The organism is Paenibacillus sp. J31P190 (genome assembly GCF_059692075.1).
In genome coordinates this window covers 810144-825238 of sequence record NZ_JCAUAS010000001.1, presented here as the reverse complement: position 1 = coordinate 825238, position 15095 = coordinate 810144, and the positions used below count along the sequence as shown (strand labels likewise).

General features: G+C 45.1%; 10 protein-coding genes, 12 tRNA genes and 2 rRNA genes. All 24 read left to right on the top strand.

All coding sequences use genetic code 11. From position 1 onward, the window contains the following. Positions 1 to 1022, top strand: a 23S ribosomal RNA gene (locus tag AC58U0_RS03510); the annotation flags it as partial. Positions 1023 to 1155: 133 nt separating this feature from the next. Beyond that, positions 1156 to 1272, top strand: a 5S ribosomal RNA gene (gene rrf / locus AC58U0_RS03505). A gap of 5 nt (positions 1273 to 1277) precedes the next feature. Next, positions 1278 to 1353: transfer RNA gene (locus AC58U0_RS03500), tRNA-Asn, on the top strand. Positions 1354 to 1355: 2 nt separating this feature from the next. Continuing rightward, positions 1356 to 1431 (top strand) — tRNA-Thr (locus AC58U0_RS03495). Positions 1432 to 1447: 16 nt separating this feature from the next. Beyond that, positions 1448 to 1522, top strand: a tRNA-Glu gene (locus tag AC58U0_RS03490). A gap of 23 nt (positions 1523 to 1545) precedes the next feature. Beyond that, positions 1546 to 1621, top strand: a tRNA-Val gene (locus AC58U0_RS03485). 12 nt (positions 1622 to 1633) lie between these two features. Continuing rightward, positions 1634 to 1706: transfer RNA gene (locus tag AC58U0_RS03480), tRNA-Thr, on the top strand. A 9-nt stretch (positions 1707 to 1715) separates the two neighbouring features. Next, a tRNA-Gln gene (locus AC58U0_RS03475) sits at positions 1716 to 1787 on the top strand. A 10-nt stretch (positions 1788 to 1797) separates the two neighbouring features. Continuing rightward, positions 1798 to 1870, top strand: a tRNA-Lys gene (locus AC58U0_RS03470). Positions 1871 to 1890: 20 nt separating this feature from the next. Further along, a tRNA-Leu gene (locus tag AC58U0_RS03465) sits at positions 1891 to 1970 on the top strand. Between the two features lie 39 nt (positions 1971 to 2009). Further along, positions 2010 to 2084: transfer RNA gene (locus AC58U0_RS03460), tRNA-Gly, on the top strand. 9 nt (positions 2085 to 2093) lie between these two features. Next, positions 2094 to 2170: transfer RNA gene (locus AC58U0_RS03455), tRNA-Arg, on the top strand. Between the two features lie 22 nt (positions 2171 to 2192). Then, positions 2193 to 2266: transfer RNA gene (locus AC58U0_RS03450), tRNA-Pro, on the top strand. A gap of 7 nt (positions 2267 to 2273) precedes the next feature. After that, positions 2274 to 2344, top strand: a tRNA-Gly gene (locus AC58U0_RS03445). Between the two features lie 459 nt (positions 2345 to 2803). After that, positions 2804 to 5590: a phosphoenolpyruvate carboxylase gene (gene ppc / locus AC58U0_RS03440; protein ID WP_497377659.1), complete on the top strand. Its 2787-nt coding sequence runs from the start codon at positions 2804 to 2806 to the stop codon at positions 5588 to 5590. A gap of 122 nt (positions 5591 to 5712) precedes the next feature. Then, positions 5713 to 6582 (top strand): DMT family transporter, encoded by an 870-nt coding sequence (locus AC58U0_RS03435; protein ID WP_057303908.1) that lies wholly within the window; start codon positions 5713 to 5715, stop codon positions 6580 to 6582. Between the two features lie 126 nt (positions 6583 to 6708). Continuing rightward, positions 6709 to 7305, top strand: a complete 597-nt coding sequence (gene sigW / locus AC58U0_RS03430; RefSeq protein WP_497377658.1) for an RNA polymerase sigma factor SigW — start codon at positions 6709 to 6711, stop codon at positions 7303 to 7305. A gap of 69 nt (positions 7306 to 7374) precedes the next feature. Beyond that, positions 7375 to 7980 carry a zf-HC2 domain-containing protein gene (locus AC58U0_RS03425; RefSeq protein WP_497377657.1) on the top strand — a complete coding sequence of 202 codons (606 nt, stop codon included), beginning with the start codon at positions 7375 to 7377 and terminating at the stop codon, positions 7978 to 7980. A gap of 187 nt (positions 7981 to 8167) precedes the next feature. Continuing rightward, a complete protein-coding gene (cdaA, locus tag AC58U0_RS03420) occupies positions 8168 to 8983 on the top strand; it encodes a diadenylate cyclase CdaA (RefSeq protein WP_057303911.1) in 816 nt (271 codons plus the stop codon). After that, the gene (locus AC58U0_RS03415; protein ID WP_497377656.1) at positions 8976 to 10220 is read left to right on the top strand and encodes a CdaR family protein; all 1245 of its coding nucleotides are present in this window, start codon (positions 8976 to 8978) and stop codon (positions 10218 to 10220) included. The genes cdaA and AC58U0_RS03415 overlap by 8 nt, the downstream gene beginning before the upstream one ends. A 30-nt stretch (positions 10221 to 10250) precedes the next feature. Beyond that, positions 10251 to 11591, top strand: a complete 1341-nt coding sequence (glmM, locus tag AC58U0_RS03410) for a phosphoglucosamine mutase (RefSeq protein WP_497377655.1) — start codon at positions 10251 to 10253, stop codon at positions 11589 to 11591. A gap of 473 nt (positions 11592 to 12064) precedes the next feature. Beyond that, the gene (glmS, locus tag AC58U0_RS03405) at positions 12065 to 13894 is read left to right on the top strand and encodes a glutamine--fructose-6-phosphate transaminase (isomerizing) (RefSeq protein WP_497377654.1); all 1830 of its coding nucleotides are present in this window, start codon (positions 12065 to 12067) and stop codon (positions 13892 to 13894) included. A 260-nt stretch (positions 13895 to 14154) separates the two neighbouring features. Next, on the top strand, positions 14155 to 14490 hold the full coding sequence (locus tag AC58U0_RS03400; RefSeq protein WP_497377653.1) for a helix-turn-helix domain-containing protein: 336 nt from the start codon (positions 14155 to 14157) through the stop codon (positions 14488 to 14490). 368 nt (positions 14491 to 14858) lie between these two features. Next, positions 14859 to 15050: a helix-turn-helix transcriptional regulator gene (locus AC58U0_RS03395; RefSeq protein WP_497377652.1), complete on the top strand. Its 192-nt coding sequence runs from the start codon at positions 14859 to 14861 to the stop codon at positions 15048 to 15050. Positions 15051 to 15095: the final 45 nt, after the last annotated feature.

Sequence of the window (15095 nt, the reverse complement as noted above, 5' to 3'; positions counted from 1 at the left end):
AACCCGAAGCTATGAATTGAAGCCCCAGTAAACGGCGGCCGTAACTATAACGGTCCTAAGGTAGCGAAATTCCTTGTCAGGTAAATTCTGACCCGCACGAATGGCGTAACGACTTGGGCGCTGTCTCAACGAGAGATCCGGTGAAATTTTAATACCTGTGAAGATGCAGGTTACCCGCGACAAGACGGAAAGACCCCATGGAGCTTTACTGCAGCTTGATATTGGACTTTGGTACGATCTGTACAGGATAGGTGGGAGCCTTTGAAGCCTGAGCGCCAGCTTGGGTGGAGGCATCGTTGGGATACCACCCTGATCGTATCGGAGTTCTAACCTGGTACCGTAATCCGGTATGGGGACAGTGTCAGGTGGGCAGTTTGACTGGGGCGGTCGCCTCCTAAAATGTAACGGAGGCGTTTAAAGGTTCCCTCAGAATGGTTGGAAATCATTCGCAGAGTGCAAAGGCATAAGGGAGCTTGACTGCGAGACCTACAAGTCGAGCAGGGACGAAAGTCGGACTTAGTGATCCGGTGGTACCGAATGGAAGGGCCATCGCTCAACGGATAAAAGCTACCCTGGGGATAACAGGCTTATCTCCCCCAAGAGTCCACATCGACGGGGAGGTTTGGCACCTCGATGTCGGCTCATCGCATCCTGGGGCTGAAGTAGGTCCCAAGGGTTGGGCTGTTCGCCCATTAAAGCGGTACGCGAGCTGGGTTCAGAACGTCGTGAGACAGTTCGGTCCCTATCTGTCGCGGGCGTAGGAAATTTGAGAGGAGCTGTCCTTAGTACGAGAGGACCGGGATGGACGTACCGCTGGTGTACCAGTTGTCTCGCCAGAGGCATCGCTGGGTAGCTATGTACGGAGGGGATAAGCGCTGAAAGCATCTAAGCGCGAAGCCCCCCTCAAGATGAGATTTCCCAGTATGTAAGACCCCTTGTAGACGACGAGGTTGATAGGTTCGAGGTGGAAGTGCAGCAATGCATGCAGCTGACGAATACTAATCGGTCGAGGGCTTAACCAAACAATCCCAACCAAGTGAAGATAAGCTTTGTAGCGAATTCCGAATACTTGATTGGGGCCCAGAAAACCTAAGCAATCCTAACTCTACGCAAGTTTCGTATCTAGTTTTCAAGGCGCAAACCACGCTTTGACTGTTTGGTGATGATGGCGGAGGGGACCCACGCGTTCCCATCTCGAACACGACCGTTAAGCCCTCCAGCGTCGATGGTACTTGAACCGCAGGGTTCTGGGAGAGTAGAACGTTGCCAAGCAGTTTTCCCTGATAGCTCAGTTGGTAGAGCACTCGACTGTTAATCGAGTTGTCACAGGTTCGAGTCCTGTTCGGGGAGCCATTGCTTCCATAGCTCAGTCGGTAGAGTGCATCCATGGTAAGGATGAGGTCACCGGTTCGATTCCGGTTGGAAGCTCCAGTAATTTTATTAGTAAGGCCCGTTGGTCAAGTGGTTAAGACACCTCCCTTTCACGGAGGTAACAGGGGTTCGAGTCCCCTACGGGTCACCATCTATTTTCTAGTTTCATCCCATGGAGGCTTAGCTCAGCTGGGAGAGCATCTGCCTTACAAGCAGAGGGTCGGCGGTTCGATCCCGTCAGCCTCCACCATTAACTTCTTACGCCGTTGTAGCTCAACTGGTAGAGCAACTGACTTGTAATCAGTAGGTTGGGGGTTCAAGTCCTCTCGACGGCATGTCTTCGATGGGGATTAGCCAAGCGGTAAGGCAACGGACTTTGACTCCGTCATGCCAAGGTTCAAATCCTTGATCCCCAGTTCTTCACTTGAGTCATTAGCTCAGTTGGTAGAGCACCTGACTTTTAATCAGGGTGTCGTAGGTTCGAATCCTACATGACTCACTTTGCCTTATTTACAGCATGCGCGTATGGCGGAATTGGCAGACGCACTAGACTTAGGATCTAGCGGGTGACCGTGGGGGTTCAAGTCCCTCTACGCGCATCAAATCCTCAGCAGTATTCATACTCCTGAGGTACTCATGCGGAAGTGGCTCAGCGGTAGAGCATCGCCTTGCCAAGGCGAGGGTCGCGGGTTCGATCCCCGTCTTCCGCTCCATTTTAATAAGCGCCCTTAGCTCAGCTGGATAGAGTATTTGACTACGAATCAAAAGGTCGGGAGTTCGAATCTCTCAGGGCGCGCCATTTTTCATATGTTATACCTTATCGGGACGTAGCTCAGCTTGGTAGAGCACCTGCTTTGGGAGCAGGGGGTCGCATGTTCAAATCGTGTCGTCCCGATAGACACGCGGGCGTAGTTTAATGGTAGAACTTCAGCCTTCCAAGCTGATCGCGCGGGTTCGATTCCCGCCGCCCGCTTCACAGAAAAAGATCACCTCCGGGTGATCTTTTTCGTTTGAAGTGGAGGGAAGAGAACTCAGATGGGTTCGACGACCGTCCGTGAAGGCACCATCGAATATACCCAAGTAGGACGCGCGTCCAAATATACCGCTAGTAGCTTCCATAGGAAGCATTTCAAATAAAGTATTTGGAGTATTCCCGCCGCCCGCTTTACAGAAAAAGATCACCTTCGGGTGGTCTTTTTCTGTTTGATGGGAAAAGAGGAGAACCCACTTGGTTTCAATTGTTCGTTAAATTATATAGGCTGCAAAAGACGCAATACATAAATTACCACGTCCAGGCGTGGCTTTTTTTTATTTTAATACTATGTGCAGAGGGCGGATTGTGGTAAAATATTCTGAAATGAGTTTTTATAGCATCTAGCTTTTGTAGAGAGAAGCATTAATGCAACATAGTGAATAGATGAGGTGGAGAGTTATGTTAGAGAATGATATTGTCCTTCAGAAGCAAGCAACGAATAACCTGCTGCGCAGGGATGTACGCTTCTTGGGCCACATACTAGGTGAAGTTCTGGTTCATCAAGGCGGCAATGATCTGCTTGATGTTGTCGAGAGAATTCGTGAGATGAGTAAGTCTTTAAGAGCACACTATGTAATCGAGATATATGATGAATTCAAGAAAACGATCTCCTCCTTGGATCCGGAGATTCGTCATCAAGTGATTCGTGCATTCGCTATTTACTTCCAACTTGTTAATATTGCTGAGCAGAACCATCGGATCCGTCGTAAAAGAGATTACGAGCGTTCCTCTGGTGAATCCGTGCAGCCAGGCTCCATAGAGAGTATTGTGCAAGAGTTAAAGAATAATCATATTCCATATGCAGAGGTTCAAGAAATTCTTAAAGCTATCTCATTGGAACTAGTCATGACGGCACATCCAACCGAAGCCATGCGTAGAGCTGTGCTTGATATTAATCTGCGTATTTCGGAAGATATGATGAAACTCGATAATCCTATGCTGACTTATCGTGAGCGTGAGCAATTGCGTGAGAAGCTGCTTGGAGAGGTTCTTAATCTTTGGCAAACGGACGAGCTTCGTGATCGGAAACCAACGGTTATCGATGAAGTTCGTAATGGTATGTATTTTTTTGACGAAACTTTGTTTGATGTACTTCCAGAGATCTATCATGAGCTTGAGCGCTGTTTAAACAAGTATTACCCACAAGACTCATGGCATGTGCCTTCCTTCTTAAAATTCGGTTCATGGATTGGTGGAGACCGTGACGGTAACCCATCCGTAAGAGCAAATGTGACTTGGGAAACATTAGGTTTGCATCGTCAATTGGCTTTGCAGAAGTATGAAGAAGTTCTCAAAAAAACCCTTGAAAATATGAGCTTCAGTAAAAGTATTGTGAACGTTAGCGACGATCTAATTGAATCTATTCAATGCGACCGTGAAGCTATGGGGAATATACAGGATGTTTGGCGTAATGAGAAAGAACCATATCGCATCAAGACGACTTATATGATTGAGAAGGTTCATAACACTGGCAATCCGAATGTTCCTACAAACCAGAAATACAACAGTCCAGAAGAATTTATTAGTGATTTGAAAATCATCGAGGCTAGCTTGAGGATGCATTTTGCTGACTATGTAGCTGACAAATATATTAAAAAGCTTATTCGTCAGGTTGAGCTATTCGGCTTCCACTTGGCTGCTCTGGATATCAGACAGCACAGTAAAGAGCATGAGAATGCGATGACTGAGGTTTTGGCGAAGATGGGCATCACGAGTGATTATAGTAAGCTATCGGAAGAGGAGAAAATCAGTCTCTTAACGGATGTACTGAATGATCCAAGACCGATTACATCTACGTATTTGGATTACTCTGAGGGTACAAAGGAATGCCTGGATGTTTATCGTACTGTAGGCAAAGCTCAGAAGGAATTTGGTCGCAACTGTATCAGCAGTTATCTCATCAGTATGACGCAAGGCGCAAGTGACCTGTTGGAGGTTGTTGTTTTTGCGAAAGAAGCTGGATTATATCGCAAAGAGAGCGATGGCAGCGTGACGAGTACGCTTCAGTCAGTACCTCTTTTTGAGACGATTGATGACCTGCATGCGGCTCCTGGCATTATGAGCACGTTGTTAGCGATCCCTGCTTACAAAGCTAGCCTTGACCCTGTGACACAGCTCCATGAGATTATGCTGGGCTATTCAGACAGCAATAAAGACGGCGGTGTGATTACAGCAAACTGGGAGCTACGCATGGCGCTTCAGGATATTACGGAAGCCGCTAAGCAATATGGCGTGAAGCTGAAGTTTTTCCATGGTCGTGGCGGAGCACTTGGTCGTGGCGGTATGCCGCTTAACCGCAGCATTCTGGCTCAGCCAGTTGAAACGCTTGGTGGCGGCATTAAGATTACGGAGCAAGGCGAAGTATTATCTTCCCGTTATTCTTTGCAAGGCATTGCTTACCGCAGCTTGGAGCAAGCGACTTTTGCGCTAATTACAGCATCTAAATTATCCCGTTCTCCGCAAAGAAATCCACTGGAAGACAAGTGGGAGAACATTATGCGTGGTATTTCGGAACAAGCTCAGAAGAAGTATCAGGATCTCATTTTCCGAGACGAAGACTTCTTAACGTTCTTCAAAGAATCCACACCGCTTCCTGAGATTGGCGAGCTGAATATCGGTTCACGTCCATCGAAGCGTAAAAATAGTGATAAATTCGAAGATTTGCGCGCGATTCCTTGGGTATTCTCTTGGACCCAAACGAGATATTTGCTTCCGGCTTGGTATGCGGCGGGTTCGGGTCTCCAAAGCTTTTATCAAGGAAATGAGGCGAACTTAGAAACTTTAAAAGAAATGTATGAGAATTGGTCATTCTTCCAGACGATGATTGATAATTTGCAAATGGCTCTTGCTAAGGCTGACCTTCAAATTGCTAAGGAATACGGCAACCTGGTCAAAGAGTCTGCAATTGCAGAGCGTATCTTCAATCTCATTAGCGAAGAATATGAACTGACTTCGTCCATCATTTTACAAATAACAGGTCAGCAAGAGATTTTGGATAATGTTCCTGTTATTCAGGAGTCCATCCGTCTGCGTAATCCCTATGTAGATCCGCTTAGCTATATGCAGGTAGAGCTATTAACTGAGCTTCGTGCACTGCGTGAGAACAACGAGGATGATGCTATCCTGCTTCGTGAAGTACTGCTTACGATTAACGGAATAGCCGCTGGGCTTAGAAATACGGGCTGATAAAAACTTAGAGCGTAGAAGTAAGATACAGGATGATAAAGTCGGGGGCCACGTGTAACGTAGGCAGCTCGACTTTTCCTGTCCTTATACGAAATGCCCATAGACGGGAGTTGTGCTTCAACATGGGGCGATGGTTTGCAATGGTTCTTGTCATTATCGGGGCGTCAAGCTACGGCTTGCTTTCCTCTTTTATAAAGATGGCCTATGATCAAGGATTTACAGAAGGACAAATCACGCCTGCACAAATGACGATGGGAACCTTGTTTGTATGGATGTTGATTCTTTTTCACAAAAAATCCTGGGTCAATCCCTTTAAAGGTCCTTGGATTAAGCTTGGTTTGATAGGTATTTTTGGTTTGGCTTTAACGACGGTCTTTTTCAATATTGCTTTAAAAGAGTTGAATGCTTCTTTATCGATTATTCTTCTGTTTCAGTTCACATGGATGACCATTGCGATGGATTGTATCGTGAAACGAAGGCTTCCAAAAAAGGCAGAAAGCATAGCGATTGTCTTAATATTGGTGGGTACATTACTTGCCGTAAATGTGTTTGAGACGAACTGGGAACAATTTAGTTTACTGGGGATTTTGTATGGATTGTTGTCGGCTTTGACGTACAGCATTTTCCTCTTTTTCACAGGACAAGTGGTTAGTACGCTGCCTCCTCTTATGAATTCGGCTATTATGCTTACCGCGGCGATGCCTGTGATGTATATCCTATATCCTCCGACGGTCTTTATACATGAGAATGGAAGTACGCTGCTGCTATGGGGACTTTTGTTGGGTTTCTTGGGGCAGGTCGTGCCTACGGTGTCGTTTAATATCGGAATTCCGCGAATCGGTAGTACGCTTGCTGCTATGCTTGGATCGGTGGAGCTGCCAGTAGCCGTTATTGCTGCTTATCTACTTATAGGAGAGCCGGTAAATGGGTTACAATGGTTAGGGATGGGACTGATCATAGGAGGCATAATTATTTCTGAAAACAAATCATAATTTCTGCGTATGTATAGCGGAGAGACTTTAATCTACGATTAAAGGTCCCACAGCGGAGAGACTTTACTCTACGATTAAAGGTCCCTATATTAAGATCGAATTGTCGAGAAGCCGGAGGAAATCGAATTGAACTTTGTAGAAGCACGTCTGGCTAAGCTGGCCAGGAATGGAGATCGGAATGCTTTTGCAGAGCTTGTGGAGCTCTATAAGGACAAGATCTTTCATTTGGCTTACCGTATGCTGAATAATAAACAAGAAGCCGAGGATGCTGTGCAGGAGACGTTCTTGCGGGTGTATACCAATCTGCACCGATACGATGAGAATCAGAAGTTTTCGACTTGGATTTTCCGAATAGGGACGAATCTGTGTATTGATAAGCTGCGGCGAAGAAAGAATACTTACTCGCTTGATGCGGAGCTGCCGGACGGAGAGGGCAATGATTATTATGCCATGCTCCCGAGTCATGAGGACACACCTGAGAAGCAAGTGATTGTGTCCGAAACCCAGGAACAAATACGCAAAGCCATTGAAACCTTACCTGAAAAATATAAATCCGTTGTGATTCTGAGATATCTGCACGATATGTCTTTGCAGGAGATAAGCGACGTTCTTGAAATGCCAGTTACAACGATCAAAACGCGTGTACATCGAGGGCGGGAATACTTGCGTAAAAGGTTAGAACAGGAGGATCAAGTTGGCAGCACAAATCCTGTTCATATGTGAAACATATTTGAAATTCAAACGTATGGTATACCACAACATGCAAAAGTCTAAGAAAGGGGTGGCTGAATCATGAATTGTAAAGAAGCCCTCCCGCTCATACATGAATATCTCGACGGTGATTTGCAGGGATCCGATTCTCAGCGATTGAAGGAGCATTTGATATCTTGCCAAGCATGTCATGCTCTTTTCAAACAATTGGAGAAAACGGACGCGATGGTTAGAATGCTGCCTCCCGTTAGAGTATCTGATACGTTAACTGCACAAATCATGAGCGGACTGCCTCCAGTGAAGAAGCGCAATGGCTGGATGGACTTCATTCGCAAGCATCCTGCTGTATCGGTAGCTGTTGTTTTCGCTACTGTCATGTTCGGAAGCTTCATGTCCATGTGGAATGATGATACGAATTTGATGGTGAAGGGAAGTAACCTTCAGGACGTTGTGATTGAGGGAGATACAGTTACCGTACCGCAAGGGCATACTGTGAATGGTGATCTTGTGGTTCAGCGGGGTAAACTGAAGGTTGAAGGCGATGTAACAGGAAACTTAATCGTTATTGATGGTTCTCTCAATTTAGCGTCAACCGCGCATATCTCTGGGCACGTCACGCAAGTCGATGAAGCATTGGGCTGGGTCTGGTATAAATTAGGCGAGTTCGTCGGAATGCTCTCGCATTAGCTTGAAACGTCTTCCAAATGGCTTTCTGCCAGAGGAGGGCGTTTTTTTTCATTACATAATAATAAAATGAACCAAACTCGTTTTAATAACGTCTTGTGAAGAGAGAAAAATAGAAGTATAACTGGGTTTATGTTATGATTCTATTATAGAGAGATCACTGTGTTCAGTCGCTGGGGGAGAATAATAAATGGACTTACTCACGAGCATCTCGGCTAAGGATATCGTTGATATTCTGATCGTTAGCTATGTGATTTATAAACTGATCCTGTTGGTGCGTGGAACAAGGGCCATTCAACTTATGAAGGGTATCCTTGTTGTCGTCATTACATGGGTATTTAGTATTTGGTTTCAGCTCAGTACGCTGCAATGGATGATGAACCAGACCTTTACGTTCGGGGTTCTTGGAGTTATTATTATTTTTCAACCTGAGCTAAGGCGGGCATTGGAGCAATTGGGCCGGGGGAAGCTATTCAGCCGATCTTCTACAGAAGAGGATCAAGATGTAAATAAGCGAATTAGTGAAGTGATACGTGCTGCGAATTATTTGGCCAAAAGAAAGATAGGGGCCTTGATTGTATTCGAGAAAGAGACCGGTCTAACCGATTATGTCGAGTCCGGTATTGCGATAGAGAGTAAGATCAGCGCGGAGCTGTTGATTAATATTTTCATACCGAATACGCCGCTTCATGATGGCGCTGTGATTATTCGTCAAGGCCAATTAATGGCTGCTGGTTGTTATTTGCCCTTGTCTGAGAATCCTTTTATCAGTAAAGAACTTGGTACACGGCATCGTGCGGCCATTGGGATGAGTGAGGTTTCAGATGGAATGTGTATCATCGTTTCGGAAGAGACCGGACAAATCTCGCTCACAATGAATGGTCATATCGTACGGGACATTAAAGAAGAATCTTTGATTGCCAAATTGTTCGAAGAGCTGAAGCCGAAGGCAAAAACAAAAGAGAAGAACCCTTTCTTGAAATGGAGGGGCCGTTCGAATGGATAAATGGTTACGCAATACGAATGTGGTGCGGATTGTTGCGCTTGTTATAGGTATATTGCTTTGGGTTGTTGTTCATATGGAAGAAACGAATCTATCCGGAAATTCGCCTCTCCGCGAGCGGGAGGAAACCATAAATAACGTAGCCATTACGGCAAAATATGATGAAACTCATTATCACATTTCGTCCATGGCTCCTGCTAACGTACAGGTTATTGTGAAAGGGAAGGAATCATCGGTTAAGAAAGTGACGACCAGTAATTCCTACCAAATTGAGCTCGACTTGACGCAAGTGGGCAAGGGAGATCATCAAGTTACGCTTAAACCGGTTGGTTTTCCTTCCGATGTGGAAGTGCAAATTGTTCCTAGAACGGTACATGTGATTATCGAAGAGCTGCAAATGAAAGAAGTGCCAGTCGTCATTAATGTCAAAGGAACTCCAGCAGCCGGTCTCAAAGCCGGACAGCCGATTGTGAAGCCAGCCAAGGTGTATATTACAGCACAGACCAGCAAGCTAGAGCAGATCGAGAATGTTCGCGGCGAGGTCTCCGTAGATAAGGCTCAGGCAGCAGTTACGAAGCAAGTGAGACTGCAGGCTTTTGATAAAGATGGCAAAGAAGTAGCACTGAATATTAATCCTTCAGTGGTCGATGTTGAAGTGCCAATCACAAGCCCGTTCCAAACCATACCGCTGCAAATGAAAATTAGTGGAGAACCGCCCAAAGGTTTCGCGATTGCGATGGTTACTCAAAATCCGGACAAGGTAACCGTCTACGGTACTCAAGATGTTGTAGATCGCCTAGAGTTTTATCAAGGGCCGCAGCTGAGTGTTCAGGATCTGAAGGAAACAAAGGAGTTTGCACTGGACATACCCTTGAGGAATAAAGTAACTCAACTGGATCCTGCCAAAGTTACGGTCCGCGTGGAAATTGTTCCTTCCATTACGAAGGCTTTGGAAAATGTACCGATCACGATTATTGGTCAAAACGAAAGCTATGATACGAAAGTTACACTGCCGGAGACGGCTAAGCTAAACATTACGGTAGAGGGAGCTCCTGCACTCATTGATCAAATGAAAGTGCAGGATGTACAGGCGATCCTGGATGTTAGTAATTTGCCGCCAGGTAAGCATGAGCTGAAGCTGACCTTAAATTTGCCGACCTATGTGAAGCTCGGTTTGCCGCAAGAAGTAAAGGCGACTGTAGAAATCAGCGAGAAAGCATCTAAAGTAACAAATCCATAATGGGTTGTAGAAAAAGAGGAGAATATAAACATGGGGAAATATTTTGGTACAGATGGTGTGCGAGGAGTCGCTAATGGCGAACTGACACCAGAATTAGCTTATAAAGTAGGCCGCTGCGGCGGTTATGTATTAACGAGACAGGCTAAGCATCCGAAGGTCGTTATCGGGAGAGATACACGAATCTCGGGTCCAATGCTGGAAGCTTCTCTCGTAGCAGGCTTGCTATCCATTGGTGTTGAGGTTATTCGCATCGGTGTCGTCAGCACACCGGCGGTAGCTTATTTAACGAAGAAACTCGGAGCCGATGCGGGCGTTATGATTTCGGCTTCGCATAATCCGGTTGAGGATAACGGGATTAAGTTTTTTGGGGGCGACGGCTTCAAGCTGCTAGACGAGACGGAGCTTGAAATTGAGCAGCTGCTTGATGCGGCTGTAGATGAATTGCCTCGCCCCGTTGGCGGCGAGATTGGCACGGTTTCCGATGAGCCAGATGCGAAGTTCGCCTATCTGGCGTTCTTGAAGGAGACGGTATCCGAGTCTTTCGCCGGATACAAAGTCGTTCTGGACTGCGCGAATGGCTCTGCCTTCGAGCTGGCCCCTACCGTATTCCGCGAGCTCGGAGCGGAAGTTATCACCATCGGCGCTGAGCCGAACGGTCGCAATATCAACGATCATTGCGGCTCCACGCATCCTGAGAAGCTTCGCGCAGAAGTGGTGAAACATGGCGCAGCCATTGGTCTTGCTTTTGACGGCGACGCGGATCGTCTGATCGCGATCGATGAGACTGGCGAGGAAGTCGACGGCGACTTCATCCTTAGCATTCTGGGCGATGCGCTGAATCGCACAGGGAAGCTGAACCACGGCACAATTGTGACGACGGTGATGGCGAACATTGGCTTTTTCAAAGGGATTGAAAAAGCGGGTCTTAAAGCTCTGCAAACGGCAGTAGGCGATCGCTACGTAATGGAAGAGATGCGTAAAGGCGGATATAACTTAGGCGGAGAGCAATCGGGACATGTCATCTTCCTCGACTACATCCCGACCGGAGATGGGATTCTGACGGCTTTGCAATTGGTGAACACCATTGTCCAATCGGGACGCAAGCTTAGTGAGTTAAAAGGAATTATGCGTAAGTTCCCGCAACTTTTGGTTAATATTCGCGTTGCGGATAAAAGCAAGCTCAAGGACAACGCTGTGATTGGGGAAGCCATTCGTAAGGTGGAGGAAGAACTCGGAGATAACGGCCGCGTGCTGGTGCGACCTTCGGGAACAGAATCGTTGATTCGAGTTATGGCTGAAGGTCCTGACAAAGAGCAAGTTGAAGCTTATGTTCATGATATTGCTAAGGTTATTCAAGAGCAATTAGTATAAAATGCAGGGACTAGTGGCTCCCCCTTTCGTGCTTATTGCTAATTGGGGGATTTTCCACGAAAATATATGTTGCGCGCTCGCGCTAAAATGAATATGATGTATTTGACTCAAGAAGGAAAGGCAGGATAGAGGTTAATTAAGAAACAAATAGCGCCAGAACTCGCAAGCGGGACGGAAATGTAGTGAGATTGCTACTACTACGCAGGTGAGTTGACGAGGTGAAGGTGTTCGAAACATTCGGCGGGGACCTTCCGGCATGAGGAGTGCCGTTAAGTTGGAGAGCAAAAACGTTTGGGCGACCAGGCAGACAAGTATCCAACATCTACTTAATTATTATTTATGAACATAATGATTGTCCTTATATATGTTTATTTGATTTGCCGTTTTTCTTGTCAAGTTGATGGATTATTAAAACAGGATCTTTGAAAAATAGCCCTTTTAGAAGAGGCTTATAAAACTATGGAGGTACTACTATGTGCGGAATTGTTGGTTATATTGGAAAGCGTAATTCTCAGGAAATTTTATTGGAAGGGCTCAAAAAGCTCGAATATAGAGGCTATGACTCTGCAGGTGTAGCTGTGTACACGGCTGATGGTTTACAAATTAAAAAGGCAAAAGGCCGCATCGCGAATCTTGAATCCAAGCTGGATGAGACTCCACTGACCGGAAGCGTTGGAATCGGACATACGCGTTGGGCGACACACGGTAAGCCTTCGGATGTGAACTCGCATCCTCATACGGATAATTCGATGAAATTTTCGGTTGTTCACAACGGCATTATCGAGAACTACATTAGCCTCAAAGAAGAGTTGACTGCGAAAGGTCATAAATTTGTATCTGAGACCGATACAGAAGTTATTTCTCACTTAATCGCTGATTTGTACGAAGGAGATATCCTCAAAGCGGTCCAAAAAGCGGTAAAGCATATGACAGGCGCATTCGCGCTAGGCGTACTGACAGAATATGAACCGGATCGCCTTGTAGCTGTGCGCCAGGCTAGTCCTTTGATTATTGGTATTGGCGAAGGTGAGAACTTTATTGGTTCGGATATCCCTGCTATTCTTGAATATACACGTAATGTGTTTATCCTGAATGATGGCGAAATGGCGCTGTTGACGCGTGATGGTGTCGAATTAATGACTTTAGAGGGGAATTTTATTTCCAGGGAAATGTTTCATGTCGATTGGGACATTGTAACTGCTGAAAAAGCCGGATATGATCACTTTATGTTGAAAGAGATCTATGATCAACCCAAAGCGTATCGCGATACCATGGGCAGCCGTATTTCCCCTGATGGTCTTAGTGTAACGCTGAACGAGCTTACGATTACACCTGAAGCGATTCGCAACATTAATCGTGTTCATATTGTTGCTTGTGGTACAGCCTATCATGCCGGTATGGTTGGAAAGTATGTTATTGAGAAATTGGCGCGTATTCCAGTGGAAACGGATGTTGCCTCTGAATATCGTTATCGTTCACCGATTATCACGAAAGATACGCTTGTCATCGTAGTTAGCCAGTCTGGTGAGACGGCGGATACGCTTGCTGCGCTTCGTGAAGCTAAACGTTGTGGTGCGCATGTTATGGCCATTACGAATGTGGTTGGAAGCTCAGTAGCACGTGAAGCAGATGATGTAATCACAACTTGGGCGGGTCTTGAAATTGCAGTTGCGTCTACAAAAGGATATACATCACAGCTAATTGCCTTCTATCTGCTCGGCCTGCACCTGGCTCAAACGTTAGGGACACAAACATCGGATGAGATCAAAGAAGCGGTTAAGGCATTGAAAGAGCTGCCGGCTCAAGTGGAAGAAATTTTGGGGCAAGCGGAAGCCATTAAAGTCGTCGCTGAGGAGATGGCTAAGCATGATAATCTCTTCTTCATCGGAAGAGGCTTGGATTATGCTGTAGCGATGGAAGGATCTTTGAAACTGAAAGAGATTTCTTACATTCATTCAGAAGCTTATGCAGCAGGTGAACTGAAGCACGGTACACTAGCGCTAATCGAGGATGGTGTTCCGGTAATTGCGTTGGCTACTCAGCATGAGCTGCTTGAGAAAACAGTAAGCAATATTAAAGAAGTGAAAGCGCGCGGCGCAAATGTACTCGGAATTGCGGTAGAAGGTGAGCTAGAGCTGCAGAAGTCTGTAGACAGCACCTTCGTTATTCCGAAGACGCTAGATGTTCTATCACCTGCGTTGTCGGTTATACCGCTTCAGCTGCTTTCGTATTACGCGTCGTTGGCGCGTGGTAATGATGTTGATAAGCCTCGTAATTTAGCGAAGAGTGTGACGGTGGAGTAAGTTTGGATTATTTGTATACTGCTTCTGTAGATGTTGAGTGACATTAAAGTTGGTAACTTTACAATATAGTTGGTAACTTAACATTAAGGTTGGTAACTTTACAATAAAGTTGGTAAGTAAGATCTAATCATCAAGAAAAGTCCCGATGATATCAGAACTGATATTTCGGGACTTTTTTAATTTCTACTTCAGATTAAACATTCATTCGAAATAGTAGAACTAACACCAACGTTTAAATATATTAGGAAGGAAGTGTTGCATTGAAATATATCGGGTCTAATATTCGGAAATTACGTAAGTTAAATAATCTTAGTCAAGTAGAGTTTTCAAGTTACATAGGGATTTCTCAGGGGAACCTAAGCGAAATTGAACAAGGGAATTGCAATCCATCTCTCGAAACTTTATTGGCAATAAAAAATAAATTTAACTGTAGTATTGACGATATTGCTTCAGATATAGTAAGTAATTTGGGATACTCAATTATGTCCGAAGAGGAAGTTGAACTACTTTCTTTATTTAAATTATTGGTACAATATGATCGCAAAGAAGTTTTAGAAATAATTAAATTGAAGATTGAATTAAGAAATGGAAAGTGAATAAGAAGGTATTGAATGTTACCCAGTCGAGTAAGGAACATGTTAATTGGCATTATTCTAGGTTTGCGATCCTTTTAAATATTAATTTATTCGAGCACATTGGTTCTTCGAAAGGGAAGGATATGACGGCTCTGTATATTACCTATATGAATGAGACTGTCAGATATTTGGTTTCCACAATTTATTTTAGGGCAGATGCGGACTATTTGTTGCATGTAAAAGAAGCAGATGTCCTTATGTAAAAAAAGTTGGAAAGTAGTAAGGAAGTCGGAGAGTAGTAATAAATGTTGGAAAATGACCTCTGAGATAATAGTCCCGATGAAGAGTAACTTATTGGGACTTTCTTTTTATATTGAAAGGAGACAAGCATGCTATCTTCTTTAATTGGGATATCGCAGGCAACGCTTGGCGAGCTAGAACAAGACAAATATAACCCCTCGATCTATACCTTCGTTGCAATTGTTGATAGTTTAGGAAGAAGTTTAACATCGATATCAATTGGATTTTGGATGACGTATGACCACAACACGTGGAAGCTCGGCCGTACTACAAAGTTATAAGTGTTGTAATATAAAACATCATTGTTCGAGTTTGCATTTAAGCTA